Source organism: Marinobacter sp., assembly GCF_035268745.1.
Classification (GTDB): domain Bacteria; phylum Pseudomonadota; class Gammaproteobacteria; order Pseudomonadales; family Oleiphilaceae; genus Marinobacter.
Window position 1 is genome coordinate 1 of the sequence record NZ_DATFKH010000240.1, and the last position, 26,916, is coordinate 26,916.

Consider the following 26,916-nt stretch of genomic DNA (forward strand, 5'->3'; position numbering starts at 1 on the left):
ATGGTGCCCGGGGCCGGACTTGAACCGGCACGACCTAACGGTCAACGGATTTTAAGTCCGTAGTGTCTACCAATTTCACCACCCGGGCACAGGCGGGGATTTGACGGGCGGGATTGTATAAGGACCTGCCTGATAACGCAATTGAGAGCAACGCAATCACGATTGTCGTCCCCCTGACTCTGCATCAGGCCGGCTTGCGTGCCCTTCCCTTGTAGATGTAGCCGGCAATTTTCGGCGCTCTGGGAACATAAAGGTTCTCCAGTTCCACAATCTCAAAACCGGCATGACGGATCAGGTCGGCTATATTCCGGTTCAGGTGGCAGCCGCCTGCGAGCTTTTTCCAGCCGGGGGTGATCCGGTGCTGCCACTTCCGGACACTGTCGCGGGGTGATTCGCCATGCTCCAGAAACAACAGTTCACCGCCGGGTCTGAGTACCCGCCACATATGTCGGAGCGCGGTGTTCCAGTCAGGGATGGTGCACAGGGTAAAGGTGAGCAGAACCGTGTCCACGGACCCGTCTGCCAGCGGAATCCGTTCGCCTGGCAGGTCCAGCCACTGCACCGGGATGGGGGATCTGGCGAGATTGGGTTGCGCCCGGCGGCGCATGCCGTCGGAAGGCTCAAGGCCATAGACCATCTCGACCTGGCCGGCATCGTAGAACTCCATATTGATGGCAGAGCCCATGCCCACTTCCAGTACCCGGCCTTTGGCGTGGGGCACTATCTGGCCGCGCAGTTTCATGATCTGGCCCATGGAACAGGCCCGGTCTATGATGTGGGGAAGTATCCGGTCCTCGTAAAAGCTCATAGACATCACCATACTTGTGCTGGGTAAGGGGTGCGACAATCGGCCCTATCGGTCTTGTCGCCTTGTTTGGTAGCATGTTCGGTAACTGCCGGTAATAACAACATAACAATATGAGCTAAGGCAGCGGCTGAACGGGCTTGCTGGCCCCGTTTATTGTTATACAGATATTACCGGAGGGTTCCCATGGAACTAGATCCCCTTTTCCTGTCGCGAATCCAGTTTGCGTTTGTGGTGTCGTTTCACGCCATCTTTCCGGTTTTTACCATCGGCCTTGCTTCCTACATTGCAGTACTCGAAGGCCTGGCTTTCAAAACCCGGAATCAGGTGTGGGTGAAGCTTTCCGCGTTCTGGACCAAAGTATTTGCCGTGGTTTTCGGCATGGGGGTCGTCTCCGGCATTGTGATGTCGTTCCAGTTCGGCACTAACTGGAGCAACTTTGCCCAGGCCTCAGCGAACTTCCTTGGTCCCATACTGAGTTATGAGGTAATCACGGCCTTCTTCCTGGAAGCGGCGTTCCTTGGTGTGCTGTTGTTTGGGCGCGACAAGGTGCCCCCCGGAGTTCATCTGTTTGCGGCCCTTATGGTTGCCCTCGGCACTTTTATTTCGTCGTTCTGGATTCTCTCCGCCAACAGCTGGATGCAGACACCCGCCGGCACCGAACTCCGGGATGGGGTGTTCTATGTGACCTCCTGGAGCGAGGCGATCTTCAACCCGTCCTTCTGGTACCGGTTCACCCACATGGGGCTGGCGTCCTTCCTGACCGGCGGGTTTGTAGTCGCCGGGGTAAGCGCCTGGTATCTGCTGAACGGGCGGGAAATGGAGGCCAATCGCAAGGCTCTGTCCATGTGCCTTTGGCTGTTACTGATTATTGCTCCGGCGCAGCTGGTGGTGGGGGATTTTCATGGCCTGAATACGCTGGAGCATCAGCCCACCAAGGTAGCGGCAATGGAGGGCAACTGGGAAACCTCGCGGAATGTACCTCTGCTGCTGTTTGCGATTCCCGATCAGGAAAACCAGACCAATCACTTTGAAATTGGCATCCCCGGCCTGGCGAGCCTGATCCTGACTCACGAATGGGATGGCGAGGTGCCGGGTCTTGATGCCGTACCGGCGGAGGAGCAACCCCCGGTGGCCATTGTGTTCTGGTCGTTCCGGGTGATGGTCGCGCTGGGTATGCTGATGATTCTGTTCGCGCTGGCTGGCTTGTTGCTGCGGCCCGGTGGCCGCTACGCCCGCAACACCTGGTTCCTGCAGGGGCTTAGATTCATGAGCATCGCGCCGTTTTTTGCGGTTCTTGCGGGCTGGTTTGTAACCGAGGTGGGGCGCGCACCCTGGCTGGTTCAGGGCCTGATGACCCAGGCTGAGGCAGTGACTCCGTCGCTGTCCGGCGGCATGGCGCTGTTCACCCTGATCGGCTACATCGTCGTTTACGCACTGGTGTTCTCCGCAGGCGTTTATTATCTGATGCGGGTGCTGTATGTAGGACTTGAAGACCAGCAGGAAGAAAACGAGCACGACGCCGAGCGGCCCAAGCGACCGTTCTCAGCCGCCCATGTGCCGTTTGAAATCGATGGCAACCGCCATCAAGGTAAACCGACGAGCCAGGGAGGTCACTGATTATGGAACTGTTCGATCTGCCCCTTATCTGGGCATTCATTATCGGTTTCGGCATCATCATGTATGTGCTGATGGACGGATTCGACCTGGGGGTTGGCATTCTTTTCCCGTTTGCTCCCGACGAGGAAAGCCGCGACACCATGATGAATTCCGTCGCTCCGGTCTGGGATGGCAACGAAACCTGGCTGGTGCTTGGCGGCGCTGGCCTGTTGGCGGCTTTCCCGCTGGTGTATTCCATCCTCCTGCCGGCACTCTATATTGGCGTGTTCCTGCTGTTGACCGGCCTGATCTTTCGGGGTGTGGCGTTCGAGTTCCGGTTCAAGGCCCGCAGTTCACGCTATCTCTGGAACTGGTCCTTTGCCGGTGGCTCTGCAGTCGCCGCCGTTGCCCAGGGCGCAGTGGTTGGTGCCTATATCCAGGGCTTTGAGACCGCCGGCGGGGTTTATGTGGGCGGCGCCCTGGACTGGCTGACGCCGTTCACTGTGCTCACAGGCCTTGGCCTGTTTGCCGGCTATGCTCTGCTGGGGTCGACCTGGCTGATTCTGAAAACCGAGGGGCGGTTGCAGGAGTGGGCTTACAGAATCACTCTCCCACTGCTGGCTGCGGTGTTGGTAGTATTCGCCATTATCAGTGTGTGGACACCATTTGTGGACGACATGATCCGGGCGCGATGGTTTTCCAGTCTTTCGATAATCTGGATTCTGCCAGTACTGACGCTGCTCTGTGCGTTCCAGATCTTCCGGTCGGTTCGTAACCGGACAGAAGGGATGCCGTTCGCCGCCACCATGGGACTGTTCATAACCACTTACCTTGGCCTGGTGGTCAGCCGCTGGCCCTACGTGGTTCCGCCGGAATACACGCTCTGGGAAGCCGCCTCCGCCTATGAGTCCCAGATGTTCCTGCTGGTGGGGCTGGTGTTCGTTATCCCTGTTGTGCTGGCCTACACCGCCTGGACCTACTGGATATTCCGGGGCAAGGTCCGCGCTGGCGAAGGTTACCACTGAGTGCCCGAGTCGCCAGCTGTAAATGGTCCGCAAGCCGTTAAAAAATGGCTTACGGAACTGGCCCGTGGCAGCCGCTTGTGGATAAAGGCAACGGCCGCCGCGGGCACGGTTGCCGGGCTCGCCACGATTGTTCAGATGGTTCTACTCGCCCGGATTGTCCACCTTGGCGTGATCGATGAGATTCCGGTCCCGGAACTGACCCCCCTGTTCATCGGTCTGGTCATCGCCATGGTGGTAAGGGCTGTTGGTCAGGGCTTCCAGAGTCGATTTGCCGCCCGCTGCAGCGAGCAGGCTCGCCGCGATGCGCGGCGGCAGATCCATAACCACTGGCAGGCCACAGGCGCGGTTGAGCTGGGCAAATCCTCCGCCGGAACACTGACCCGGGAGTGGCTGGATCATGTCGAGGCTCTGCACGGCTATTTTGCCCGCTTTCTGCCGCAGATCATTCTGGCACTGATAGTGCCCCTGCTTGTTCTTGCGGTGGTGTTCTGGCTGGACTGGCTGGCGGCGATTTTCCTGGTGCTGTCCGCCCCCCTGATTCCGCTATTCATGGCCCTGGTTGGCATGGGTGCGGAAAAGCTTAACCAACAGCATTTCGAGACCATCAGCCGGCTCTCCGGGCAGTTTCTGGACAAGGTCCGGGGGCTGACAACCCTGCAACTGTTTGGCCAGACGGCCCGGGCTGCGGAGCTTATCCGCGAGCGCTCGGAGCGTTACCGGGAATTCACCATGAAAACCCTGCGGGTGGCCTTTCTTTCCTCCGCCGTGCTGGAGTTCTTTGCGTCTGTTGCCATTGCCGTGATCGCCATCTACATCGGGTTTGGCTTGCTGGGCTACATCAGTTATGGACCGGCTGATGAGCTAACGCTGTTTTCCGGGCTGCTGATTCTGTTGCTCGCCCCCGAGTTTTTTCAGCCGCTGCGGACGCTTTCCCAGCACTATCACGATCGGGCCTCGGCATTGGGTGCTGGCGCGGAAATTCTTGAACGCCTGAGCAGCCCGGTGGCCCGCGTTCCATCGGCCGAATTGCAGGAAATTACCGCTGCGCAGGACCTCATTGAACTGGAATCGGTGTCAAAGTCTTTCCGGGTCGGCCATCCGGCGCTGACGGATCTGTCTCTGGTAATTCGCCAGGGCGAAGTTATCGCCCTGACCGGACCTTCCGGCGGTGGCAAGTCCACCCTGTTGCATCTGCTGGCTGGATTTATCACGCCGGACACCGGTCGAATTCAGGTGTTTGGTCGGGCACCTGGCAGCTTCCGGTTCGGCTGGCTGGGGCAGAAAGGCTTTCTGGTGCACGGCACCTGGGCTGATAATCTGCGCCTGACCACGCCGGATGCTTCCGACATCGCCATCGAAACAGCGCTCCAGAATGTCGGCCTGGGTTATCTGTTGCAGAATCGCCGGGATGGGATCCACAGCCCTGTGTCGGAAGACGGCCAGGGGCTTTCCGGCGGCCAGGCCCGGCGCTTGAGCCTGGCCCGGATATTCCTGGCAGATTACCACCTGATCCTGCTGGATGAACCCACGGCAGGCCTGGATACCGATAGTGAAATCTTTGTTCTTGAAGCTCTGCACAAGCTGGCCCTGGCTGGTAAAACCCTGATTTTCTCGACCCATCACCAGGCCCTGCTGACACTGGCTAACCGGGTGCTGCTTGTGTCCGGCGGGGAGGTGCGGAATGGGTGATCTCAGGCCCTGGCTCAAGCTCATCTTTCGGCGTCCGGGCAGGCTAATAACCGGAGGCTTACTGGTTTTTGCCACGCTGATATCGGGCATCGCCCTGCTCGCGGTTGCCGGCTGGTTTATCACCGAAACAGCCTTGGTTGGTCTGCTGCTGGCCGCCGGGATTGCTGCGACCATCAACCTGTACGTGCCGGGCGGGCTGATCCGGTTCTTTGCCCTGGCCCGCACCGTGTTCCGGTATCTGGAGCGGGTTTATAACCATGACACGGTGTTGCGCCTGCTCACCGACATCCGGGTCACGCTATTCCGCAATCTGTCCCGGGCCACCAGACTTCACCGCAACGAACTTACCGGCGCCCAGTGGCTTTCCAGGCTCACCAACGATGTCGATGCACTTGATACTTTATACCTGCGATTGATCGCGCCCACCGCCATTGCCTTTGCCGTTACCCTGCTGGTGATATTGCTGACTGCACTGTTGTTTGACCTCCTGACGGCCCTGTTGGTCGGCCTGATCCTGGCGCTGGCACTGCTCATCGCGACAGTGGGCGTCCTGCTGAGGACAAGACGGCTTGCCGGCCGTCAAAGCGAGAAACTGGAGGCCCTGCGAACCGGGGTTGTTGAACATATCGAGGGTTTCGCGGAACTCACGGCCGCAGGCCGCATCGGCAAGCACGCCGCACTGCTGATGCGCCAGGCCAGACGCCTGAACGCAGACCAGGCAACAGCGGATTCCCGGGTCGGCTGGCATCTTGCCGGTACCCAGCTTCTGGTCAATCTTTCAGCGGTCGTTGCCTTGTGGACCGGTTTTGCCATGTTTCAGGCGGGCGCTTTGTCCGGACCGGTGCTGGTATTGATACCTGTGGCATTGCTCGGGCTCGCAGAGGCCTATGCGGCACTTCCGGATGCCTTCGGCAAGCTGGGTGCCACCATCGGCTCTGCCGGGCGTCTGAACCGGAACTGCCGGCCAGATCAGCCAGCGGGCGATTTGATCAGCGCGGAGCTGCCGCCGGGCACCGCACTTGTGTGCGAAAACATCATGGTAAAACATCCCGGTTGCGCGCCACTTTTCAGCCACTTTGAACTTGAGGTAAAAACCGGTGAGCGGGTTGGTATTGTCGGTTATTCCGGCAGTGGCAAGTCCTCCCTGGCCGACACTTTCGCCGGCCTGCTCCCGGCCCATGGCAAGCTGGCGTGCCAACACACGGTATACCTGACCCAGAAAACGGTGGTGTTCGAAGACACCCTTAAAGCCAACCTGTTACTTGGCAAACCTGACGCTGCTGATATTGAACTCTGGCGCATGCTTGAACTGATGGAGCTCGCAGAACGTTTTGCCAGCGAGCCCGACCAGCTCGATACCTGGCTCGGCAGCGCAGGAAACCGGCTGTCCGGTGGTGAAGCCCGGCGGGTTGTGCTGGCCCGGGTACTACTGAACCCTGCACCGCTGGTGATTCTTGATGAGCCTTTTACCGGGCTGGATTCGGTAATCCGGAGCCGGATTACGCAGGCAATGGAGAGTATACTGACGGGAAAAACAGTGATCAGTCTGGCACACCGGCCGGATGCCCTGCCGGGCACCGACCGCATAATACATCTTGACGTTTAGCCGGTTTCAAGTACCTCGAAGCTCAGCCCCGCCTTAGCGGTCAGACGGTCAAACAGATGGGTTCCCATCAGGGAAGCCGGCGTCCAGATACCGCCCGGCATTTCAGCCACATCGAATGCCAGGCACACACCCGCTTCACCCAGCATCCTGCTCGTTGATCCATAACCCGGATCCCCCTTGCCGACCACTTTGGTTCTCATGGTTTTGCCATCTTCAGTCTTGCCGACAAAACGCAGATCATAATAGCCCTTTTCCTGGACTTCGGGACTCGGACCCTCGCCCGCTTTCGGCACAAATTTCTCTACCACCCAACGGCTTGGCCGGAAGGCGGAAGCCGCCAGGAAGCCAGCCAATGCGCCGATAATGGCATAGGCGGTCAGACGGCCCTGTAAACCACGCCCGGTCATCACCGCTTCATCGTAGGTGAATTCCTTGCCATAGCGCGCATCCTGCAGAGCATTGGAGCGGTGAACGACGCGGTTATTGATCGCACTCATCACGAACGGGGCCAGCCAAACGCCCAGCTCTTTATCGTATTCGGCGCCTTTCAGGTTCGGCTGACGGGCCCGGGAACGATGTCCGGCCGGGCTGAGGGAGAACGGATTGGCCATTTGCTTACGCAGCGCAGGGTCGGCCGCAGCCTCCTTCACGGCGTTGACCAGACTGGCCACAGTACCGCCAGAGAACTCGCCCTTGGCCGCTTTCACACGCATGCGGACATCCTGGCAGGGTACACCGAAGGTACCCTCGGCCTGCTGCTGCAGAAACCACACGCCCATGTCTGACGGAATGGAGTCAAAGCCGCAACAATGAACGATACGTGCCCCGGAGGCCCTGGCCGTGTCTTCGTATTTCTCGATCATCTTGCGAATCCACTGGACTTCGCCAGTCAGGTCACAGTAATCCGTGCCGGTTTCTGCGCATACCTTGACCAGCGGCTCGCCGAACAGGGCGTATGGCCCCACGGTGGAAATAACGACGCGGGTCTGGTCACACATCGCCTGTAATGCGGCTTCGTCGGAAGCATCCGCAATGATCACAGGCAAACCGGCAGCCGCCTCGCCAAGATCCGTTTTCAGCGCATCCAGCTTGCTCCGGGAACGCCCGGCGACCGCCCACTTCAGGTCTTTGCCGGCACCATAGGCTTGCAGCAAATAGTCGGTGAGTATCTGGCCAACAAAACTTGTCGCACCGAATACCACTATGTCATAGGTGGTTTCCGTTGGTTTATTCATTCGGGATCCTTTTTGGTGGAATGCTTTAATGATTTCAGGCTTTGCTGGAAGATTTTGCGCCCATCAACACCATAAACAGAGCGACACCAAGGCCCCAGAAACCATTCAGCATCAGGCCGCCGGTCCAGGTCTGTACCGAAACCTCGATGCCTTTCAGCGGGAACACCACCAGCATGGCAACGGCAGTGGGTCCAATGGCTCCGGCAATGATATTTCCGAGCCAGAAAGCGAGTCTGTCGAGCCTGCCCAGCAATAACCACAGCAATATACCCCAAAGCCCACCGAAGAACGCCAGCGACAGCACGGCAGGAACGCCAAAAGGCGGCACCGGGGTTAAATTGAACGGTGCAGAGCCAACGATGCCGGTCATGTAAAATACGGCAAACAGACCCTGATGAAATATAAGTGTGGCGAGCAAGCCGCTGATAAATGCCTTTAACCAGATCATGTCGTTTTCCTTCTACAAATTTCCCTGTAAGTTAATTTCTGACGTCGCCGCGGTCAATCGCTCCGGCCGCAAGATCGGACACACTGTTTGCCAAACAGATTATCCTTTACGGAGGTTTACCATTGATTACTATGCTGTTCTCACTGAGCGTGATTCTCTGTACGACCAGCGCCTGGCTGTTGTGGCAAGTTCGCGAGCACAGAGCATTTGTCGCGCGGGCCCGGCAAGCAAGCCAGGGCCCGGACCAGACCCGCGATCCCGAGCCCCTGCTTACACTGCAGGTGCTGGATCCGATTGCCCTTGCCCGACGGGAATCCCGCTCCGCCAGAGTACTCGCAGATAAACTGCCCGAAGTGGTAATAAAACTTGCATATCAGGGGGTTATGAAGGAATTAGAGAAAGAGATGAAAGGTCGAAAAATCCCTGTCACCATTCAACTCGAATACCGCTGAAGCTCCCTCTGGTAGCAGAGCAAGACACCCGGAGGTGTCTTTGCCCAATGCTCTTGTGGTCAGAGAACCTTTTTCAGCTCTTCTTCAAGCTGCGGTACCGCCTCAAAGAGATCCGCTACCAGGCCGTAATCGGCAACCTGGAAAATAGGCGCGTCTTCGTCCTTGTTGATTGCGGCAATCACTTTTGAATCGCCCATGCCTGCCAGGTGCTGGATTGCACCGGAGATGCCAACGGCAATGTAGAGTTGTGGTGCGACAATCTTGCCGGTCTGACCGACCTGCATGTCGTTGGGTACGAAGCCAGCGTCGACTGCGGCGCGGGATGCACCCATGGCCGCGCCCAACTGGTCGGCAACCGCTTCAAGCATCCTGAAGTTCTCGCCGTTCTGCATGCCACGACCACCGGACACAACGATGTCTGCGCCGGACAGGTCAGGACGGTCAGACTTCGCCAGCTCTTCATTAATAAACTCGGAAAGCCCGGCATCCTTGACGATATCAAGAGCTTCAACGGCAGCGGAGCCGCCTTCGGCTGCAACCGGATCAAAACCCGTCGGGCGCACGGTGATGACCTTGATGCTGTCGTTGGCCTTGACAGTGGCGATCGCATTGCCGGCGTAAATCGGGCGAACAAAGGTATCCTCCGATTCCACGCGCATGATGTCAGACACCTGGGCAACATCCAGCAGTGCAGCGACACGCGGCATGAAATCCTTGCCGGTGGTGCCTGCAGAGGCAAGGATGTGACTGTAGCCCTTACCCACTTCAGCAACCAGTTCTGACAGGTTTTCCGCCAGTGAGTGGCCGTAAACGGGGTTATCCGCTACCAGTACCTTATTGACGCCCGCCACCGTGGCAGCCGCCTCAGCGACAGTGCCGCAGTTCTCACCGGAGATCAGGATATCGATGTCGCCACCAATTGCTGTGGCCGCCGCGACTACATTCAGCGTTGATGGCGTGAGTTTGTTGTTGTCATGATCAGCAATTACAAGGATGCTCATTCAGATCACCTTCGCTTCGTTCTTCAGTTTGTCGACCAGCTCAGCTACGTCCGCTACCTTGATACCAGCCTTACGGGAAGCCGGAGTTTCGACTTTCAGGGTGGTCAGGCGCGATGTAACCTCAACGCCAAGATCTGCCGGGGACATATTTTCAACAGGCTTCTTCTTAGCCTTCATGATATTCGGCAGTGAAGCGTAACGCGGTTCGTTGAGACGCAGGTCCGTGGTTATCACGGCCGGCAGCTTCAGGCCCACGGTCATCAGGCCGCCGTCGATTTCCCGGGTCACCGTTACCTTGTCACCCTCAACCACAACTTCCGACGCAAAGGTGCCCTGCCCCATACCGGTCAGTGCTGCCAGCATCTGGCCGGTCTGGTTATTGTCGGAATCGATGGACTGCTTGCCGAGGATAACCAGCCTGGGCTGTTCCTTCTCGACCACGCTTTTCAGCAGCTTGGCCGCCTCAAGAGACTGAACCTCTGCATCGGTCTCGATGTGGATACCGCGGTCCGCGCCCAGGGCCAGCGCCGTACGGATCTGTTCCTGAGAGGCCTTGGGGCCAATGGTGACCACGACAATTTCAGCGGCGACGCCCTTCTCTTTCAGACGAACCGCTTCTTCAACCGCGATTTCACAGAAAGGGTTCATTGCCATTTTGACGTTTGCAAGGTCCACGCCGGTGTTGTCCGGCTTGACTCGAACCTTTACGTTGTAATCTATCACTCGTTTTACGGCGACCAGAACCTTCATAGATTCCTCGTTCTTGTACGATGAGTTTACTTTTGAAGACAGCATTCACGCGAACGAGCAGCTGTCGGACAGGGCGTCATAATACTGCCCACAATGGTCAGCGGGGTCAATAGAACAACCGTATACCTGCTGCTGAGCCAACCATGCCAAAGCCTGGGCGAAAGTTCAAACAAACGTTTGTTTGAACTTTCATTTGCGCTATCCTCTGGGGAACACAAGTTGAGCGCTTTCAGGCAGAAGCAGTCGTTTATAGCCTGAAAAATCGCTATCATACAGCGCAGCGAAAATATCGGAGAAGTGCCTGACGGTGCTCACTAAAGAGAAAATATCTGAGGAGACCAACGTGGAACGCGAATCGATGGAATTTGATGTTCTGATCGTCGGCGGCGGGCCAGCGGGCCTTTCGGCAGCCTGCCGCATCATGCAAATGGCGCAGGAATCCGAGCAGGAACTGAACGTCTGCTTGGTGGAAAAAGGTTCCGAGGTCGGCGCCCATATTCTGGCAGGTACGGTCTTCGAACCTACTGCCCTCAACGAACTGTTTCCGGACTGGAAAGAAAAGGGTGCGCCACTGATTACGCCGGTCACCCGTGACGATATCTATCTGCTGAAGAATCAGGACAACGCCACGAAGATCCCCAATGCCTTTGTTCCCAGGAACATGCATAACCACGGTAACTACATTATCAGCCTTGGTAATCTCTGCCGCTGGCTGGCGGAGCAGGCCGAGGAACTGGGTGTTGAAGTCTACCCGGGCTTTGCGGCGTCCGAGACCATTGTTGAGGACGGCCAGGTCAGGGGCATCATCACTGGCGATATGGGTGTTGCCCGTGACGGGTCCGAAAAAGACAGCTACATGCCGGGAATGGAACTGCGCGCAAAGTACACCCTCTTTACCGAGGGCTGCCATGGCCATCTTGGCAAGCGCCTGATCAGTGATTTCAAACTGGACGAAGGCAAAGACCCGCAACACTACGGAATCGGCATCAAAGAACTTTGGGATATCGATCCCGCCAAACATGAGCCCGGACTGGTGTTACACACCACTGGCTGGCCACTGAAGGAAAGTGGCTCCACTGGCGGTTCGTTCCTGTATCACCTTGAAAACGGGCAGGTTTATGTGGGCCTGATCACCGATCTGTCCTACAGCAACCCGCACCTGAGTCCGTTCGAGGAATTCCAGCGCCTGAAGACTCATCCGGAAATAAAAAAGCATCTGGAAGGTGGCAAGCGCGTCTCCTATGGCGCACGGGCGATCACCAAAGGTGGTTTCAATTCCCTGCCGAAGATGACCTTTCCGGGCGGCCTGCTGCTCGGTTGCGACGCGGGCACCCTGAACGGTTCCAAGATCAAGGGCTCTCACACCGCCATGAAGTCCGGCATTCTCGGTGCAGAGGCTGTGTTTGAAGCACTGAATGAAGGCAAGGCCGGCGAGGAAATCGCCAGCTTTGAAGATCGGTTCAGGGATAGCTGGCTCTATGAAGAGCTATACAAAGAGCGCAACTTCAGTCCCGCCATGCACAAGTTCGGAAACTTTGTCGGTGGTGCAATTGCCTTCATCGAACAGAACGTTCTGCGCAGAAGCCTGCCGTTCACCTTCCATGACACAGTTCCGGATCATGCAACCCTGAAGCTGGCGGAGAAGACCCACAAGATCGAGTATCCGCGTCCGGATAACAAACTGACCTTTGATCGCCTGTCCTCGGTGTTTATTTCAAACACCAACCACGAGGAAGACCAGCCGGTCCACCTGAAACTGACCGATCCGACGATTCCGCTTGAGCAAAATCTGCCCAGATTCAACGAGCCTGCCCAGCGCTACTGTCCGGCCGGGGTGTACGAGGTGGTTGAGAAGGATGAGGGTGCCGGCCTGAAATTCCAGATCAACGCGCAGAACTGTGTCCACTGCAAGACCTGCGATATCAAGGACCCGGCCCAGAATATTACCTGGGTGACACCCGAAGGTGGCGGCGGTCCCAATTACCCGAATATGTAGCCGGCTATGAGCGGCAAACAAAAAAACGGCCCTCGAAAGGGCCGTTTTTTTGCGCTGACAAAAAGCCTCTAGTGAGCGTGACCGTGCTCCTGCTCTTCGTCAGTTGCGTCACGGGCGTCCACTACTTCTACGTCGAAATGCAGAGTCTGACCCGCCAGCGGGTGGTTAGCATCGATTGTTACCGTTTCATCGCCAACTTCCACCACGCGAACGACCTGGGGGCCGCCCGGTGTCTGTGCCTGGAACTGCATGCCTGGCTCAATGGTTTCGACACCCTCGAAAGCAGAAAGCGGAACCGGCTGAACAAGCTCTTCATTCACTTCTCCGTAGCCTTCGGCAGGCTCGACGGACACTTTCACCTGATCGCCTGAGGATTTTTCATTCAGAGCGTTTTCAAGTCCACCGATAATGTTCTGTGCGCCTTCCAGATAGGACAGAGGCTCGCGACCTTCGACACGGGAGGAGTCCAGCTCTTCTCCCTGATCGTTTGTGAGCGTGTAATGGATGGTGACAACACGAGGTTGGGCCATGTGATCTCCTTGCGTGTCGCAATGACTGTTTAATGAATGTATGGGCAATCGGAAAGATCATGAACAGCCGGACTGCACAGAGGAACTTACGACCGCCGGGCCTCGTTAGAGAGCCAGGCTCGGTAACAAGTGTGAAATCACAGTCTAACAAGTGTCATCCTGCGTTTTCTACTGTCAGTTGATGGGGTCGGGCCCAATGTTTTCAACCGTATCAGGAAATCTGATAGAAATTTCCATGACTCCAGACCCCGGTAGGGGCGTCCGGACCGGCGCCATCCGTTGCCACCAGATCCACCAGTTCGTAATAGGCAGACGTTACCAGTCGCGCCTCCAGCCCGTGGGGAAGCCGTATCACTGGCCTGGGTTCTCCCGTTTCCGTGTAGGTACCGACCGACAGCGGATGATCCTCGTCAATCGGCAGCACTTCGCCAACGCTGGTTGTTACTGACAGGGCCTGCTGTTCACCCTGACCTTGCACAGTCAGGCTGTGGGCGAGCAATGGAGTATCCTCGACCTGTATGCGCCATTTCTCCACCGGCGTTACCAGGTAGTAGTGTCCGTCTTCCTCCCTGCGCAGAATCGTGGAAAACAGCCGAACGATCGCCTCCCGGGCAATGGGTTTGCCTTCATGAAGCCATTGTCCCTTGCGGTTCACCACAATATCGATATCCCCGGATAGTTCCGGATGCCAGAGGTCCAGCGGTGGCTTTGATTTCGCCCCGGTCCCGGCTTTGATCTGGTCGGCAATGGCTTCAGGTTTCTGACTCATGGGCAATCATCCCGCTACGGTAGGAACTGGGCTTTCAGATCTGCACAGCCGGGACCCACGACCGGCATGTCCAGCACAACGGCATGCGCCGTCATCAGTGGAATGCCATTGCGGTGGCCGTCTACAAACAGAGTCGCCAGGCTTCCTGCCAAAGGCATGTGAGAAACAATCATCAGCGGCGAGTCGGCTACCTCAAGGAGAGCATCCAGACTCTGGCCCGGATCATCATCGGGGGTAATAAAATCTTTTTCAATAACCGGACAATTCAGGATTTCAGAAGCGATCGCGGCGGTCTGGCGGGCCCGGACAAGTGGGCTGCACCACATGACTGCCGGTCGCCAGGGCGATTCAGCAATCTTGGCTGCCACGTCTGCCACCGACTGGCGACCGTGTTCGGTCAGTTCCCGCTTGCGGTCCTGGGAGTGATATCCGGCCTCACCGTGCCGCATTATGATCAGTTTCACCGCACCTCCAGGTTGGAGCAGGACTCAATAAGAGATCGTTCGGGGCAGGATAAATTCGACATCCGAGTTCTGCACCGACATCATCAGGCTGCTAATGACAGCACTGATGGAGGCGTTGTCGTACATGATTTCGTAAAGACCGCGAACCAGTGGCATATATATGCCTATTGCCTCGGATTTTTCCTTGACCAGCTTGAGCGTGTAGATGCCCTCAGCCACCTGCCCCACTTCTGCCACCGCATCGTCCAGCGCTTTGCCCTTGCCCATGGCAAAGCCGACCCGGTAATTCCGACTCTTTGATGAGGTGCAGGTGACGATCAGGTCGCCCACCCCGGCGAGACCCATAAAAGTCATCGGATTGGCGCCAAGGCTGACGGCAAAGCGGCTCATTTCCGCCAGGCCACGGGTGATCAGCATGGCTTTGGCATTTTCACCAAGCCCCCTGGCCGATGCCAGGCCGGCAATAATGGCGTAGATATTCTTCAGGGCACCGGCCAGCTCCACGCCGTACACATCCACATTGGCGTAAACCCGGAAATACTCGCAGCCCAGTAATTCCTGCAACTCTCGGCGCACATCCGGATCCTTGGCCGCGATGGTTGTGGCGGTCAGGTCACGACTGACAATCTCGCCGGCAAGGTTTGGTCCGCCAAGCACGCCGATCCGGCAACGGGGAATTTCCTCAACCAGAATTTCACTCATCAGCTTGAAGCCATGCTCTTCGATGCCCTTGGTGAGGCTGACAACGATCTGGCGCTCGCGGAATGCCTGACAGTTTTCGCGGATTACGGCGCGAAAAGCCTTGCTGGGTATGGCGACCAGAACCGTACTGGCATTGCCGACCGCCTCTTCGAGATCTGTGGTCGGTCTGATATCGCCATTAAGCTTGATATCGGGCATGTAGCGACTGTTGCAGCCGGTATCGCGAACCTCGTCAGCCTGGCGCTGGTCACGCATCCAGAAATGAACAATGTGGCCGTTTTCCGCCAGCACCTTGGTCATGGCCGTGCCGAAGCTGCCACCACCCAGTACAGCGACATGCTGACCGCTGGATCCCGGTATTTGCGGTTTGGCATGTTTGTTCTGAGGCATAGTTCTTCCCTTCAATGGGTTGTGGTCCGGACTTTCAGCCCGGCTCTTCACATTCCAGGGCCCGCACCAGATTCTTGAACTCTTCGCGATTGCGGCTGTTCATTCCCATCAGCACCCGATGCGCTTCGAGAACCTTGTCGCGGACTTCCTGTTCACTGGCCTTGAGAACGGGTATTTCTTCAAGCTCTTCAATACGGGAGGCAGGTTCCTTCACAATGATAAAAATCTTGTGAAATCCCATCGAGGTGGCAATGCGGGTGATATCGGGATTGGTGGAAATGAGCGTGGGCAGAAACTGACTGCGCTTCTGGGCAGCCATGGCAATCTTGGCAAGCAGGCCCAGCGTCGTGCTGTCAATGATCTCGGTTTCGGTAAGATCAACAACCACGGTTTTGAAGTCCGGATCCTGGGTGATGGTATCAACCAGGTGATCCAGCGTTGAACACAGGTTCAGCCGGATTTCCCCAATGAACTTGAGGACGTAGATGCCCTGTTGTTCTGCCTGCAGGATTTTATAACCAGCCATTGAGTTCACTGCCACTATATCTATGCTGCCCCATCAGTGACCGCTTTTGTATCCGTCACTGATACGATAGCAATGTCGTCAGGTAACTCTGTGATCTTGTCCAGATTCAGAGCCTCGCTTAAAGCCTCGGTAGTGTGACCGCCTCCAGATACGACTTCAAGTAGTCTGCGTTCCTTTTCATCCAGCCCTTTTTCCCGAATAACTTCGAGAATTCCGTCGGAGAAAAGAATCAGGTTGAAGGGTTCGGCCAGAGAAACCTCATAGAGTTCCCATTCGGGTTTGTCGAAAAGCCCTACCGGCAGGCCGGACCCTTCCAGAAACCGGGTGTCACCGCTGGCGAAGGAAAGAATCGGCATCGGGAAATGGGCGCCTACGGAATACCGCAATTTACGCTCTGAAACCGTAATGATTCCGACAAAAACCGTGACATGTTTGCCCAACCCGGTGTCCAGCAATTCGCTGTTGATACGTTCCAGAAACTGATCCGGGTGCAGAATATCGCTACTGGACCCGCGCCGGAGATTGCGCTGCAGACGGTTAGTGAGATTTTTCAGCAGCACAGTGACAAACGCCGAGCTGGCGCCATGGCCCGACACATCGGCGATGTAAACCAGCACCTTGTCGTCGGAGAGCGGGAAGTAGTCCAGGAAGTCGCCGCTGAGATAGAGCGACGGTTTGATAAGGTAGTCAATGGTCAGCCCTGTCATCACCTGTTCACGATCCGGCAGCATTTTGAGCTGAACCTTGCGGCCCGCGTTCTGGTCGGCCCTGAGCTCCGAAATGCCATCACGAAGATCGCGGTTGGCCTCTTCCAGCTCCTGGCGATACAGATGATTCAGGCGATTGACCCGAACCCGGTCGAACAGCTTGCCGATCACGTCGTCCAGAGCACCACGATCGTCCGAGCAGGGCTTGAGCACGACATCGGCGGCACCGGCGCGCATGGCTTCGACGATATCGGTGGCTTTCCGGGTGGCGTAGATAGCGACGATGGGAGCAAAAAAGCCGGCGTCTTCGAGACTCCCGGCCAGTTCGCCAATGGCAACCGGGGGGATATCGGCAAAAATGATATCGGGCGGTTGATCGTCAAACAGGGAACGGGAGGAGGCAAGGTCCGGGTAACCGGTCACATAGAAGCCGCGGGCGCTCAGGTAACGGCCCAGCTCTGCACGGGCCTGCTCGTCTGAATCAATGATCAGAATGCGCTCGGTGCGCGATGCCATGGTTCTGCCCTGAACTGCCAGTGATAAAAGTAAATTCGGCGGTCTGTTTCCTATTCTGGCATGCCGCTGTGATATAACAAGGCATCTTTACCGAATTTGGGAGCAACAGAGCATGCGAAGTGCAGTCAATGACCTGCTTGGTGCCTACGACAAGCTGATTATGGACCCGGTTCATGGCGGCATTCCGCTTTACCGGCACGAAATCCAGGTCATTGATCACCCTCTTTTCCAGCGCCTGCGCAATATCTGTCAGAACGACATTCTGAGCCTGGTGTTTCCCGGCGCGACCCATTCCCGGTTTCTGCACAGCATTGGCGTGATGTATGTGGGCACCCGGATGTTCCGCTCAATGATTGATGCCTACCTGCGGGAACGCAAGCTCAGCAGCCGCAACGATCTGAGCCTGAGCCAACTGGATGCCATCGACTACCTGGCCAAAATCATCCGCCTTGGCTGCCTGCTTCATGACAGCGGACACTCCAGCTTTTCCCATCAGTTTACCCAGGCGCGACGAATCCACGAACTCATGGCCCGCCGCGGGCGCTTTGAAGAACTCTGGAAAGATGCGGATTACCGGCTCTACCACCGTGCAGAACCGGAAGAACTTGAACATGAACACTATTCGGTCAGGGTTGCTCACGATGTGCTGTCTGCCGTCGCTATGGAAGACGCAGGGCTGGACGCCCGGGATGTGATCGGCATTATGGAGACTACCGACGTCCAGCCCAGCGAGACCTTTTGCCAGCACGCGCGCACCTTCTGGAATTTTATTGCCGGCCAGGACGCAGAATCCGGAGTACTGAGCAGATCGGATACCCCCAGGCTGGTGATGGACCTGTTATCGTCCATTGTCTCCGGTGAAATTGACGCTGACCGCGCGGATTACATGCTGCGGGACGGTTTTCATTCCTCGGTAACCATCGGCGGCTTCAACCTTGATCACCTTTTAAGTAACCTTCGCTTTGGCTGGGATGTCCAGGAGCCGTGGCTGGGGCTGGCCATTACCCAGAAAGGCCTGGGCGCTCTGGAAGATTTCGTTTACAGCCGGCATCAGATGTACCGGAAAGTCTATGCCCACAAAACCGCGCTCGGTTTTGACTGGCTGCTGCGCGAGGCGATCAACGAAGTGCTGGACGACCCGGAGGCGTTTGAATGGGTCGATACCTGCCTGAGTGACATGCAATATTTTGCCGAACTGACCGACAGTTTTTTCTGGGAAGCGTTCCGCAGGGTATCCCGCAACAATCCGTCCAGTTATTCCCGCTGCATTGTTGACCGGCTGAAGCTGAACCATCTGGATACCCGCGAAGATCTGAGTGCCGAAGGCATAGCCGCCCACAGTCAATGGCTGGCCCGGGAACTGCAGCTGGACCCGGCGCGAGTGGTCACCTGCTCCATGCGCGCCCGGTTTTCCAATATTCAGGACAACTTCAACGGCATCAAGGTACTGGTCAAGGATCCGATTGACCGTTCAAGGTCCCTGAAAAAGATTACCGAGGTGAGTGCGTTTTTCAGCAAATTCAATGATGGCACCATAACCCACTTCTACACACCGCCTGAAATGGCGCCGGGGTAGGCTGAAAGGAAGTAGGCGGACACGTCCATTCAGGAACGTATGCAGCAGGGATGCTGCATCCGAGCCTACATGGATGTATTCACGGCGTGTCCTGAATGGACGTGTCCGCCTACTTTCCAGCTCATCAATAGGCGGGGACCTCGGTAATGGCCTGAACAAGCGCGCTGGCACTGTCAAAGGCACCCTCCACCCGGCCGCCACTGAGCCAGTCACCAGCGAGCCCGATGCGTTCATCTGCAAACCAGTGATAAACGGGCATAGCCGGGTCCGAGGATTTGGCGTACAGCCAGCGGTGGGTCACCAGGTCGCAAGGTACCAGGTCTGTTCCGGTCACCGCCTGGAATTCACGGATCATTTTACCGGCAACCTGCTTCGCAGGCCCGTCCACATTGGCCTGAGACCACTCCGACGTGGCATGCAGAACCCACCACTGGCCGTCGTCATCCCGGCCGGGTTTGCTACTGTTGTTAGCCACCCAACTGAGGATATTGCTCTTCACGCGCATGCCGACATACCGCGCAAACGGCACTGAAGTAAAATGAGCCGCAACGGCCCAGCACGGCTGGACGTGGCGAACGGCGTCATCCAGTTCCGCGGCGAGGTCGGTCAACCCGCTAGCACGCAGCAGATCGCGGGCCTGGGCCGGTGGGGCGGTAATGACGACCGCGTCAAAAGGTCCGGTCCTCTGGCCTTCGGCGGTCACCAGACTGCGTCCGTCATGGTTCCCGTCGAGGCGGGCTATCCGTGTCCTGGCAACAAGATTGACATCTGCAGAAAGCGCCCGGCTGAACGCCGTCATTCGCGGAACGCCGACGTAACGCTGTTCGTCCGGAAACGCCTCCCAGTGATCAGGCCCCAGCTGGTAGCCGAACTGTCCCTGCCAGGGCGCAAACGTCCCGGTGCCGGCATACTGCTCCAGAAAGCTTAGAAATGCCGGATTACGGATAGTAAAATACTGGGCGCCCATATCAGCCGAACCACCACTGACCCTTTTGGACGCCAGCCTGCCGCCGGGCCCACGGCTTTTCTCGAAAACCGTGGCGTCAATTCCCTGGTTATAAAGCAACCGTGCTGCAGTCAGGCCTGCCAGCCCTGAACCGATAATGGCGACAGAACGTATATTTGAAGTATCAGATTTATTAATCATAGTTCACGATACATCCAGATCTGGTTGAGGAAACGTAAGAGTGGCAGACAAGCAGTTACGTGAGAAAATAACGATTGGTTGTCGGGTATGAATCATGAATCAAAAGGCAAGCAGGGTATGACCCGAATGCAGGACTGGCTGACAAATATTCTTAGATGGGTCGATTCGGAGGCAGGTTCTGATCACCTCGACACCAATTCCCGGGCATTCAACTTTGTGCGGGTGTTACCATTCATTGCCCTGCACCTGGCGTGCCTGCTGGTTTTTGTAACAGGTACAAGCATTTTCGCCGTTGGGTTCGCTGCGGCCTTTTTTTTCGTCAGGATGTTCGCAATCACCGGGTTTTACCATCGCTATTTTGCTCACAAAACATTCCGGACCAGCCGGCCCGTCCAGTTTCTGTTCGGGCTGCTGGGGGCAAGCGCCGCGCAGCGTGGGCCGCTCTGGTGGGCCGCTCATCATCGTCACCATCATCAGCATTCCGACGATGAAAAAGATCTTCACTCGCCTCACCAGGGTGGCTTCTGGTGGTCCCACATCGGATGGTTCACCTGTGATGCCGGTTTTGCAATGGATGAACGACGGGTCAAGGACTGGATGCGGTTCCCGGAACTCAGGTTTCTGAACCGGTTCGACTCGCTGGTACCTGCTTTCGCCGCCGTCGGCATTTACGGTCTGGGTGAAATCCTGGCGGCGACTGCGCCACAGCTTGGTACCAATGGCTTACAGCTTCTGGTCTGGGGGTTCTTTATCTCAACAGTGGCACTTTTCCACGCCACGGTGTCAATCAATTCGCTGTCCCACGTCTGGGGCAAGCGCAGATTCGATACCGGCGACGACAGCCGCAACAACGGCTGGCTCGCGCTGATCACTCTGGGTGAAGGCTGGCATAACAACCACCACCGCTGGCCCCGGTCAGTCCGGCAGGGCTTTCGCTGGTACGAGATCGATATCACATGGTACGGGCTCTGGGTGCTGTCGAAGCTCGGCATCATCTGGGCAATGAACCCGATCCCGGGGCATATCATGGAGGAAGCCCGCCAACTGGATAAAATGAAGAGGCAGCGATAATGAGTACAGCTTCAGTGATTGAGATGGGCAAAGCAAACGGCTCTGTCACCACGACGCTCTCGCAGTTCCAGAAACTGTTCAACAATCTCTCCGCCGGTAATCTTGACGATATACGCAAGATCTACAGCGATGATATCCGGTTTCAGGATCCCTTCGCGACCGTCGAGGGAATTGAAGAGCTTACAAGGTATTTCGCAGGCGCCTACGCAAACGTCATTTCCTGCAATTTTGACTTTGGCGACCCGGTCATCAATGGCCGGGATGTGTGTGTACCCTGGGTCATGCGCCTGCGGCACAAGAGCATTCGAAATGGCCACGAGGTCAACGTGGATGGCATCAGCCAGATCGCCATTCATGGTGGCAAGGTTACCAGTCATCGGGACTATTTTGATGTGGGGCAGTTACTGTATGAGAATCTGCCAGTTCTGGGCAAAGCCATTCGCTGGATAAGGAGTCAGGCAGGATGAGTCAACGCCTCCAGAGCACCTCGAACATCTGGGTAACCGGCGCCAGCTCCGGAATCGGCGAAGCGTTGACCAAAGCCCTTATCGAGCAGGGACACCACCTGGTCGTGACCGGGCGCCGACAGGAAGCGCTTGACGAACTCCAGCAATTCGGTGGCGAAAGCGTCACCACAGCGCGGGCCGATACCACCAGCCGCGAAGACCTCGCCGCCATTGCCGATACGCTGGAAAGTAACGGCGACCTGAATATGGCCGTGCTCAATGCCGGTACCTGTGAATACCTGGATATCAGTGAATACGACAGTGAGGTGATTGAAAAAAACCTCACCACCAACGTGGTCGGCACCGCCCGCAGCCTGGATATTGCCCTGCCTGCGCTGCGCCGGACCATAAACAAAGGCAAGCAGGCCACGGTGGTGATAGTGAGCTCCTCAGCCTGGTGGTTTCCATTCGGTCGGGCCGAAGGCTATGGCGCCTCCAAAGCCGCACTGACATACTTTGCCCAGGCTTTGCGCGCTGACCTGGCCGCAGAAGGCATTGATGTGGTGGTGGTATCACCGGGCTTCGTCAAGACCCCACTGACCGATAAGAACGACTTTCCGATGCCGTTTCTGGTCACCGCTGAAGACGCCGCGGACCGGATTGTCAGAGGTCTGCAGAAAGGCAAACGGGAAATCGTTTTCCCCAAGCGCTTTACCTGGAGTCTGAAACTGCTGGGCGCCCTGCCCCAGACGCTGATTGACCGCATGTCCGCCAGCATGAGCCGGAAGAACGGCTGAGGCTTCCGGCGAACCGACAGTCATGAACGCACCCTTTACAGTCAGCACATCTGCAAGGAACAGAGAATGAGCAAATCCCGTCAGCGTATTGCCGTCATTGGTGCGGGCGTATCCGGTCTCACCACTGCCTGGCTGCTGGCCGAACACCATGATGTCGAGTTGTTCGAGGCAGGTGATTATGCCGGCGGCCACACCAACACCGAGAAAGTGACCGCGGGTGGCAGGGAGTGGCCGGTAAACACCGGTTTTATCGTGTTTAACGACTGGACCTATCCCAATTTCATCAAACTGATGGACCGCCTCGGGGTTCAGTCTGAAGTGAGCGACATGAGTTTCAGTGTTGACTGCCAATCTTCAGGCCTTCAGTACAACGGCACGAATCTCAATACCCTGTTCGCGCAGCGGTCCAATGTCCTGAATCTGCCTTTCCTCCGAATGATCCGCGAGATTCTGCGATTTAACAGGGAATCCCGTGAGGATCTGGCTTCCGGATCGATCGACGACGATGAAACCCTGGGCGAGTACCTGAACCGTAATCTCTACTCCCGCTATTTCCGGAATTACTACATCGTGCCCATGGGTGCGGCTATCTGGTCGGCCCCTGAACTTGTTCTGGAACAGTTCCCGATCCGGTTCTTTCTGCAGTTTTTCAACAATCATGGCATGTTGTCCGTCGACCATCGTCCCACCTGGCGGGTGATATCCGGTGGATCGGCGACCTACGTCACTGCAATGATGGAACGGCTTGGTGACAGGACCCATCTTTCCAGTCCGGTATCCGGGGTCACCCGCGATGCCGACGGGGTGACCGTCGAGGTCAATGGCGAGCAGCAACGGTTTGACCAGGTGGTATTTGCATGCCATAGCGACCAGACCCTGCGGATGATCCGGGATGCCACCGGTGCCGAGAAAGAAATTCTGGGTGCCATCCCGTTCCAGAGTAATGATGTGGTGCTGCATACCGACAGCTCGGTGCTGCCATCAAACCGCCGTGCCTGGGCGGCGTGGAACTACTTTATTCCGGGCCACAGCACGGAACCGGTGTCGGTAACCTACAACATGAATATTCTGCAGAACTTCCACAGTTCCGAAGATACTTTCTGCGTGACACTGAACCGCGCCCGGGACATCGACCCGGCAAGGATCATCAAACGGTACAATTACGCTCACCCCGTCTTCAGCCTGGAGGCGGTCGCCGCCCAGAACCGGTATGACGAGATTGGCGGCAGGAACCGCAGTCATTTCTGTGGTGCCTACTGGTTCAATGGCTTCCACGAAGACGGTGTCTGCAGTGCGCTGCGTGTTACCAAAGCCTTTGGCGTGGAGCTGTAATGATGATGGCGGTACAAAGTGACGCCAGTGTGGCTTGCGGTCTGCACAGCGAATGGCTGGAAGGAACCATACGTCATCGCCGCAAAACGCCGGTCAGCCATGAATTCTGTTACCACACCGGAATGCTGGCACTGGATCTGCGTGAATGGAACTCGGTGACCCGGATCAGCCCACTGTTCTCACTTGAACGTTTTAACTGGCTGTCGCTCAGGCGGGCAGATTACCTGGACCCTGACAACGCCAGTCTGCTGCAGGCGGTGTCCGATCAGGTGGAACAGGCCACCGGTTGGCGGCCGGACGGCGCGGTCCAGCTGATTACCCATCCCCGGTATCTGGGCTATGTATTCAACCCGGTCAGTTTCTACTTCTGCTATGACCAGGGGGATCGGCCCGCCGGCGGTGCAATTCCCCGGGTCATCCTGGCCCAGATCACCAATACCCCCTGGCATGAGCGGCACACCTACTGCCTTGAGTCCCAGCGCCCCTGCTCTGATTCGCCCGCCGGGTCGGAATGGCGTAGTGAACGGTTCGAGTTCAGCAAAAGGTTTCATGTTTCCCCGTTTAATCCGATGGATCAGCACTATCGCTGGACCTTCAGCTTCCGTGGACCGGAACTGAGAGTTCACATGAATGTACTGCAGGGCGATCAGAAACAATTTGATGCAACCCTTGTGGTCCAGCGTAGCCCGCTGGATCGTAAGATCTTGCATCGAAGTCTGAGGCAGTTCCCGCTGGAAGCGTTCAAGGTTACCGCCGGTATCTACTGGCACGCGCTGAAGCTGAAAATCAAGGGCGTAAAATTCTTCACCCACCCCGACAAACTTCCGGAACACAGCCCGGATTACCGTCGCGGTTCAGAGGACTCGGGCCAGGTAGTGTCGCCGGCCGACAGCGGAATCCACACCACCGGAAAAACCGGAATGACTGGAAAGGTAAGCTCATGGAGAACCTGAATACTCAGTTTGACACCGCTGGCAACAGCGGCCGCGGATCGCTCACCAGCCGTGTCGCCAGATCGCTGGTTTGCCAGCAACTTGCCCGGCTTGGGCAGGGCAGCCTGACCATACGTGAGACCGGCCGCGGGGATGGCAACGTCACCCTTACCTTTGGCGACGGCGATAATTGCTATCCGCCGGCAGAACTGGTTGTTCACAACCAGAGCACCTGGAATGATTTACTGACCGGCGGCAGTATCGGCGCGGCCGAGGCCTATGTTGCGGGCGACTGGTCAACACCGGACCTGGTCGCACTGCTGCGGTTTTTTACCCGCAACATTGACCTGATGAACCAGTTTGAAGACCGCTTCAGCTGGGTCACCAAACCGGCGCTCAAGGGCCTGCACTGGCTGAATCGCAACACCAGGGAGGGTTCCAGAAAAAACATCAATGCCCATTACGATCTGGGCAATGACCTGTTCGCGACTTTTCTGGACCCCACCATGATGTATTCCTCGGCCATCTATCCCGTCGCCGGGGCATCACTGGATGAAGCGGCTGTCCACAAGCTCGACACCATCTGCCGCAAGCTTGATCTGCAGCCGGGAGACGAGGTGATTGAAATCGGTACCGGCTGGGGTGGCTTTGCCATTCACGCCGCCAAGCACTACGGCTGCCAGGTGACCACCACAACCATTTCCCGGGAACAGCTGGAGCTGGCACGGGAGCGGGTCAGGTCCGAAGGCCTGGAAGACCGCATTACCCTGCTGTTCGATGATTACCGGGACCTGGAAGGCAAGTTTGACAAGCTGGTATCGATCGAAATGATCGAGGCGGTCGGGCCACAGTTTCTGGACAGCTATTTTGCCCAGATCGGACGTCTGCTCAAACCCTCCGGGCTGGCCCTGGTTCAGGCGATCACCATGCCGGAGCAGCGTTACCACCGGGCCCTGAAAAACGTGGACTTTATCCAGCGTTTCATCTTCCCCGGCAGCTTTATCCCCTCATTCGGTGCCATTCTGAACTCCGTCAGAACCGGTTCGGATCTGGTAATGACCCACGCTGAAGACATCGGTTTCCATTATGCACGAACCCTGCATGACTGGTGCGACCGCTTCATGGCAAACCGGGGTGCCCTGGCCAGTGCCGGTTACGATGAGGCTTTCCGGCGTCTGTGGCAGTTCTATTTCGCCTACTGCGAGGCCGGTTTCAGTGAGCGGGCGATTGGCGTTTCCCAGATCGTTTTCGCCCGACCCGGCAACAAAAGCGCTGGCACTGCCGGCCTATGATCCGGTCGCAGACTGCTCGTAACGTCATCAATTTTGTGCTGTTCCAGGCCGGATGGTTTGCCTGTGTGCTCTATCCCGGACTTGCAGCGGTCGGCGCTGTCATCCTGCTGCTTGGCTTTCATCTGATTTTCATCAGCCAGGCGCGCTGGGCCGAACTTCAGTTTATTGGCGCCGGCGTGGTGCTGGGCGGGTTATTGGACGGACTCTGGTTCAATACCGGTGTACTTGATAACGGGGTCAGTGGTTTTCAGCTAACCCCGATCTGGATTCTGGGTCTCTGGGCCGCATTCACGACCACGCTCTCACACTCACTTGCATGGATCAGTGCCAGGCCCTGGCTCCCCTTTGTCTGTGCCCCCATAGCTGGCCCTTTTGCCTACTGGTCTGCCAGCAAGCTCGGCGCCGTGGAAATGCCGGATCTGACTTTTTCGCTGGCTGCCCTCGCAGTGGGCTGGCTGGCAGTGTTTCCACTATTGCTCTACATCCGTAAAACCCTCTATCCGGAGCTTGTGCAATGAAAAGGCTGACGGCATTTGCCGCCTTAGTTCTCGCTTTCAGCTCCCCTGCTCTGGCATTCGCCAGTGACCTCAGTTTTACCGGCACAGCCAAACCGGTGGACGGAGGAGCGACCATCTACCAGGAAATCCACAGCATTTCAGGCAGTTGTGAAACGGGAGTGTTCACACCCGAAGAACATACTGTGGAATACCTCCGGTCGGAAGCGGAAAGTTTTGCAACCAAGACACTGTCTTATCAGCAGTCCGTGCGACGGCCGAGCCTCGAGTTCAGACAACCGGATTTTTCGGAAGTGATCAGGATTTCCAACCGTGACGATGAGATTCTCGAGATCCTGTGGCAGGCCCCTTCCGGTTCGACAGAGCGGGCCAGTCTGGAAGTAGAACCTTCTCTGGTCGCGGACTCCGGCTTCGACAATTTTGTCCGCCAGAACTGGCAGCAGGTGATAAAAAACGGTAAATCGGTCAGATTCAATATGGTCGCACCGACACGGGGTGACTATTACGGGTTTGTGCTGGAGCCGACGGGCGACAGTCGTATTGACGCTGAGCATCTGGTCAGAATCCGGCCTTCAAGTACCCTGATGCGGTTTCTGGT

The 26,916-nt window shown here is 57.0% G+C and carries 27 protein-coding genes and 1 tRNA gene; 15 read left to right on the forward strand and 13 right to left on the reverse strand.

The window, feature by feature from the left end; translation table 11 throughout:
* Position 1: 1 nt before the first annotated feature.
* Positions 2–88, reverse strand: a tRNA-Leu gene (locus VJ956_RS15500).
* Positions 89–184: 96 nt separating this feature from the next.
* The gene (locus VJ956_RS15505) at positions 185–808 is read right to left on the reverse strand and encodes a class I SAM-dependent methyltransferase (RefSeq protein WP_324085945.1); all 624 of its coding nucleotides are present in this window, start codon (positions 806–808) and stop codon (positions 185–187) included.
* Between the two features lie 183 nt (positions 809–991).
* Between VJ956_RS15505 and VJ956_RS15510 the strand changes: the two genes are divergently transcribed.
* From VJ956_RS15510 to cydC, 4 genes are read left to right on the forward strand one after another with little or no spacing between them, the layout of a single operon-like run.
* Positions 992–2,425, forward strand: a complete 1,434-nt coding sequence (locus VJ956_RS15510) for a cytochrome ubiquinol oxidase subunit I (RefSeq protein WP_324085946.1) — start codon at positions 992–994, stop codon at positions 2,423–2,425.
* A gap of 2 nt (positions 2,426–2,427) precedes the next feature.
* Positions 2,428–3,429, forward strand: a complete 1,002-nt coding sequence (gene cydB / locus VJ956_RS15515; RefSeq protein ID WP_324085947.1) for a cytochrome d ubiquinol oxidase subunit II — start codon at positions 2,428–2,430, stop codon at positions 3,427–3,429.
* Entirely contained in the window at positions 3,430–5,118 is a 1,689-nt protein-coding gene (gene cydD / locus VJ956_RS15520) for a thiol reductant ABC exporter subunit CydD (protein WP_324085948.1), read from the forward strand.
* Entirely contained in the window at positions 5,111–6,724 is a 1,614-nt protein-coding gene (cydC, locus tag VJ956_RS15525) for a thiol reductant ABC exporter subunit CydC (protein WP_324085949.1), read from the forward strand. The genes cydD and cydC overlap by 8 nt, the downstream gene beginning before the upstream one ends.
* Here the strand turns inward: cydC and VJ956_RS15530 are convergent.
* Positions 6,721–7,959 carry a saccharopine dehydrogenase family protein gene (locus tag VJ956_RS15530; protein ID WP_324085950.1) on the reverse strand — a complete coding sequence of 413 codons (1,239 nt, stop codon included), beginning with the start codon at positions 7,957–7,959 and terminating at the stop codon, positions 6,721–6,723. The genes cydC and VJ956_RS15530 overlap by 4 nt on opposite strands.
* Positions 7,960–7,993: 34 nt before the next feature.
* Complete coding sequence (locus VJ956_RS15535) at positions 7,994–8,407, reverse strand: hypothetical protein (protein ID WP_324085951.1); 414 nt, start codon at positions 8,405–8,407, stop codon at positions 7,994–7,996.
* 131 nt (positions 8,408–8,538) lie between these two features.
* On the opposite strand from VJ956_RS15535, the gene VJ956_RS15540 reads away from it, so the two are divergent.
* Positions 8,539–8,859, forward strand: a complete 321-nt coding sequence (locus VJ956_RS15540) for a hypothetical protein (protein ID WP_324085969.1) — start codon at positions 8,539–8,541, stop codon at positions 8,857–8,859.
* 59 nt (positions 8,860–8,918) lie between these two features.
* Here the strand turns inward: VJ956_RS15540 and VJ956_RS15545 are convergent, their stop codons facing one another.
* On the reverse strand, positions 8,919–9,860 hold the full coding sequence (locus VJ956_RS15545; RefSeq protein ID WP_324085952.1) for an electron transfer flavoprotein subunit alpha/FixB family protein: 942 nt from the start codon (positions 9,858–9,860) through the stop codon (positions 8,919–8,921).
* Complete coding sequence (locus tag VJ956_RS15550; RefSeq protein WP_324085953.1) at positions 9,861–10,610, reverse strand: electron transfer flavoprotein subunit beta/FixA family protein; 750 nt, start codon at positions 10,608–10,610, stop codon at positions 9,861–9,863.
* Between the two features lie 343 nt (positions 10,611–10,953).
* On the opposite strand from VJ956_RS15550, the gene VJ956_RS15555 reads away from it, so the two are divergent.
* On the forward strand, positions 10,954–12,606 hold the full coding sequence (locus VJ956_RS15555) for an electron transfer flavoprotein-ubiquinone oxidoreductase (protein WP_324085954.1): 1,653 nt from the start codon (positions 10,954–10,956) through the stop codon (positions 12,604–12,606).
* A 68-nt stretch (positions 12,607–12,674) separates the two neighbouring features.
* Here VJ956_RS15555 and VJ956_RS15560 read toward each other — a convergent pair whose 3' ends face one another.
* The 6 genes from VJ956_RS15560 to VJ956_RS15585 all read right to left on the reverse strand — a co-directional run bounded on the left by VJ956_RS15560 (position 12,675) and on the right by VJ956_RS15585 (position 17,210).
* Entirely contained in the window at positions 12,675–13,136 is a 462-nt protein-coding gene (locus VJ956_RS15560; RefSeq protein ID WP_324085955.1) for a peptidylprolyl isomerase, read from the reverse strand.
* 211 nt (positions 13,137–13,347) lie between these two features.
* Positions 13,348–13,905: a DUF1285 domain-containing protein gene (locus tag VJ956_RS15565; protein ID WP_324085956.1), complete on the reverse strand. Its 558-nt coding sequence runs from the start codon at positions 13,903–13,905 to the stop codon at positions 13,348–13,350.
* 14 nt (positions 13,906–13,919) lie between these two features.
* Positions 13,920–14,369 (reverse strand): SixA phosphatase family protein, encoded by a 450-nt coding sequence (locus tag VJ956_RS15570; protein WP_324085957.1) that lies wholly within the window; start codon positions 14,367–14,369, stop codon positions 13,920–13,922.
* A gap of 24 nt (positions 14,370–14,393) precedes the next feature.
* Complete coding sequence (locus VJ956_RS15575) at positions 14,394–15,461, reverse strand: NAD(P)H-dependent glycerol-3-phosphate dehydrogenase (protein ID WP_324085958.1); 1,068 nt, start codon at positions 15,459–15,461, stop codon at positions 14,394–14,396.
* 34 nt (positions 15,462–15,495) lie between these two features.
* On the reverse strand, positions 15,496–15,987 hold the full coding sequence (locus VJ956_RS15580; RefSeq protein ID WP_324085959.1) for an STAS domain-containing protein: 492 nt from the start codon (positions 15,985–15,987) through the stop codon (positions 15,496–15,498).
* A gap of 20 nt (positions 15,988–16,007) precedes the next feature.
* The gene (locus tag VJ956_RS15585) at positions 16,008–17,210 is read right to left on the reverse strand and encodes a PP2C family protein-serine/threonine phosphatase (protein ID WP_324085960.1); all 1,203 of its coding nucleotides are present in this window, start codon (positions 17,208–17,210) and stop codon (positions 16,008–16,010) included.
* 112 nt (positions 17,211–17,322) lie between these two features.
* Here VJ956_RS15585 and VJ956_RS15590 point away from each other — a divergent pair, with 112 nt between their 5' ends.
* Positions 17,323–18,786 (forward strand): phosphohydrolase, encoded by a 1,464-nt coding sequence (locus VJ956_RS15590; protein ID WP_324085961.1) that lies wholly within the window; start codon positions 17,323–17,325, stop codon positions 18,784–18,786.
* Positions 18,787–18,910: 124 nt separating this feature from the next.
* On the opposite strand, the gene VJ956_RS15595 is transcribed toward VJ956_RS15590, so the two are convergent.
* A complete protein-coding gene (locus VJ956_RS15595; protein ID WP_324085962.1) occupies positions 18,911–19,933 on the reverse strand; it encodes an NAD(P)/FAD-dependent oxidoreductase in 1,023 nt (340 codons plus the stop codon).
* A gap of 117 nt (positions 19,934–20,050) precedes the next feature.
* Here VJ956_RS15595 and VJ956_RS15600 point away from each other — a divergent pair, with 117 nt between their 5' ends.
* From VJ956_RS15600 to VJ956_RS15635, 8 genes are all read left to right on the forward strand, one after another.
* Positions 20,051–21,004, forward strand: coding sequence for an acyl-CoA desaturase (locus VJ956_RS15600; RefSeq protein WP_324085970.1), 954 nt, complete (start codon positions 20,051–20,053; stop codon positions 21,002–21,004).
* The gene (locus tag VJ956_RS15605; protein ID WP_324085963.1) at positions 21,004–21,471 is read left to right on the forward strand and encodes a nuclear transport factor 2 family protein; all 468 of its coding nucleotides are present in this window, start codon (positions 21,004–21,006) and stop codon (positions 21,469–21,471) included. Before VJ956_RS15600 ends, VJ956_RS15605 begins: the two co-directional genes overlap by 1 nt.
* On the forward strand, positions 21,468–22,247 hold the full coding sequence (locus VJ956_RS15610; protein WP_324085964.1) for an SDR family NAD(P)-dependent oxidoreductase: 780 nt from the start codon (positions 21,468–21,470) through the stop codon (positions 22,245–22,247). The genes VJ956_RS15605 and VJ956_RS15610 overlap by 4 nt, the downstream gene beginning before the upstream one ends.
* Positions 22,248–22,313: 66 nt before the next feature.
* On the forward strand, positions 22,314–23,579 hold the full coding sequence (locus tag VJ956_RS15615; RefSeq protein WP_324085965.1) for an NAD(P)/FAD-dependent oxidoreductase: 1,266 nt from the start codon (positions 22,314–22,316) through the stop codon (positions 23,577–23,579).
* A 41-nt stretch (positions 23,580–23,620) separates the two neighbouring features.
* Positions 23,621–24,532 carry a DUF1365 domain-containing protein gene (locus VJ956_RS15620; protein ID WP_324085971.1) on the forward strand — a complete coding sequence of 304 codons (912 nt, stop codon included), beginning with the start codon at positions 23,621–23,623 and terminating at the stop codon, positions 24,530–24,532.
* Positions 24,520–25,803, forward strand: a complete 1,284-nt coding sequence (locus VJ956_RS15625; protein ID WP_324085966.1) for a cyclopropane-fatty-acyl-phospholipid synthase family protein — start codon at positions 24,520–24,522, stop codon at positions 25,801–25,803. Before VJ956_RS15620 ends, VJ956_RS15625 begins: the two co-directional genes overlap by 13 nt.
* The gene (locus tag VJ956_RS15630; protein ID WP_324085967.1) at positions 25,800–26,321 is read left to right on the forward strand and encodes a DUF2878 domain-containing protein; all 522 of its coding nucleotides are present in this window, start codon (positions 25,800–25,802) and stop codon (positions 26,319–26,321) included. The genes VJ956_RS15625 and VJ956_RS15630 overlap by 4 nt, the downstream gene beginning before the upstream one ends.
* Positions 26,318–26,916 (forward strand): hypothetical protein (locus tag VJ956_RS15635; RefSeq protein WP_324085968.1); only part of this gene is annotated, 599 nt, incomplete at its 3' end. The genes VJ956_RS15630 and VJ956_RS15635, both read left to right, overlap by 4 nt.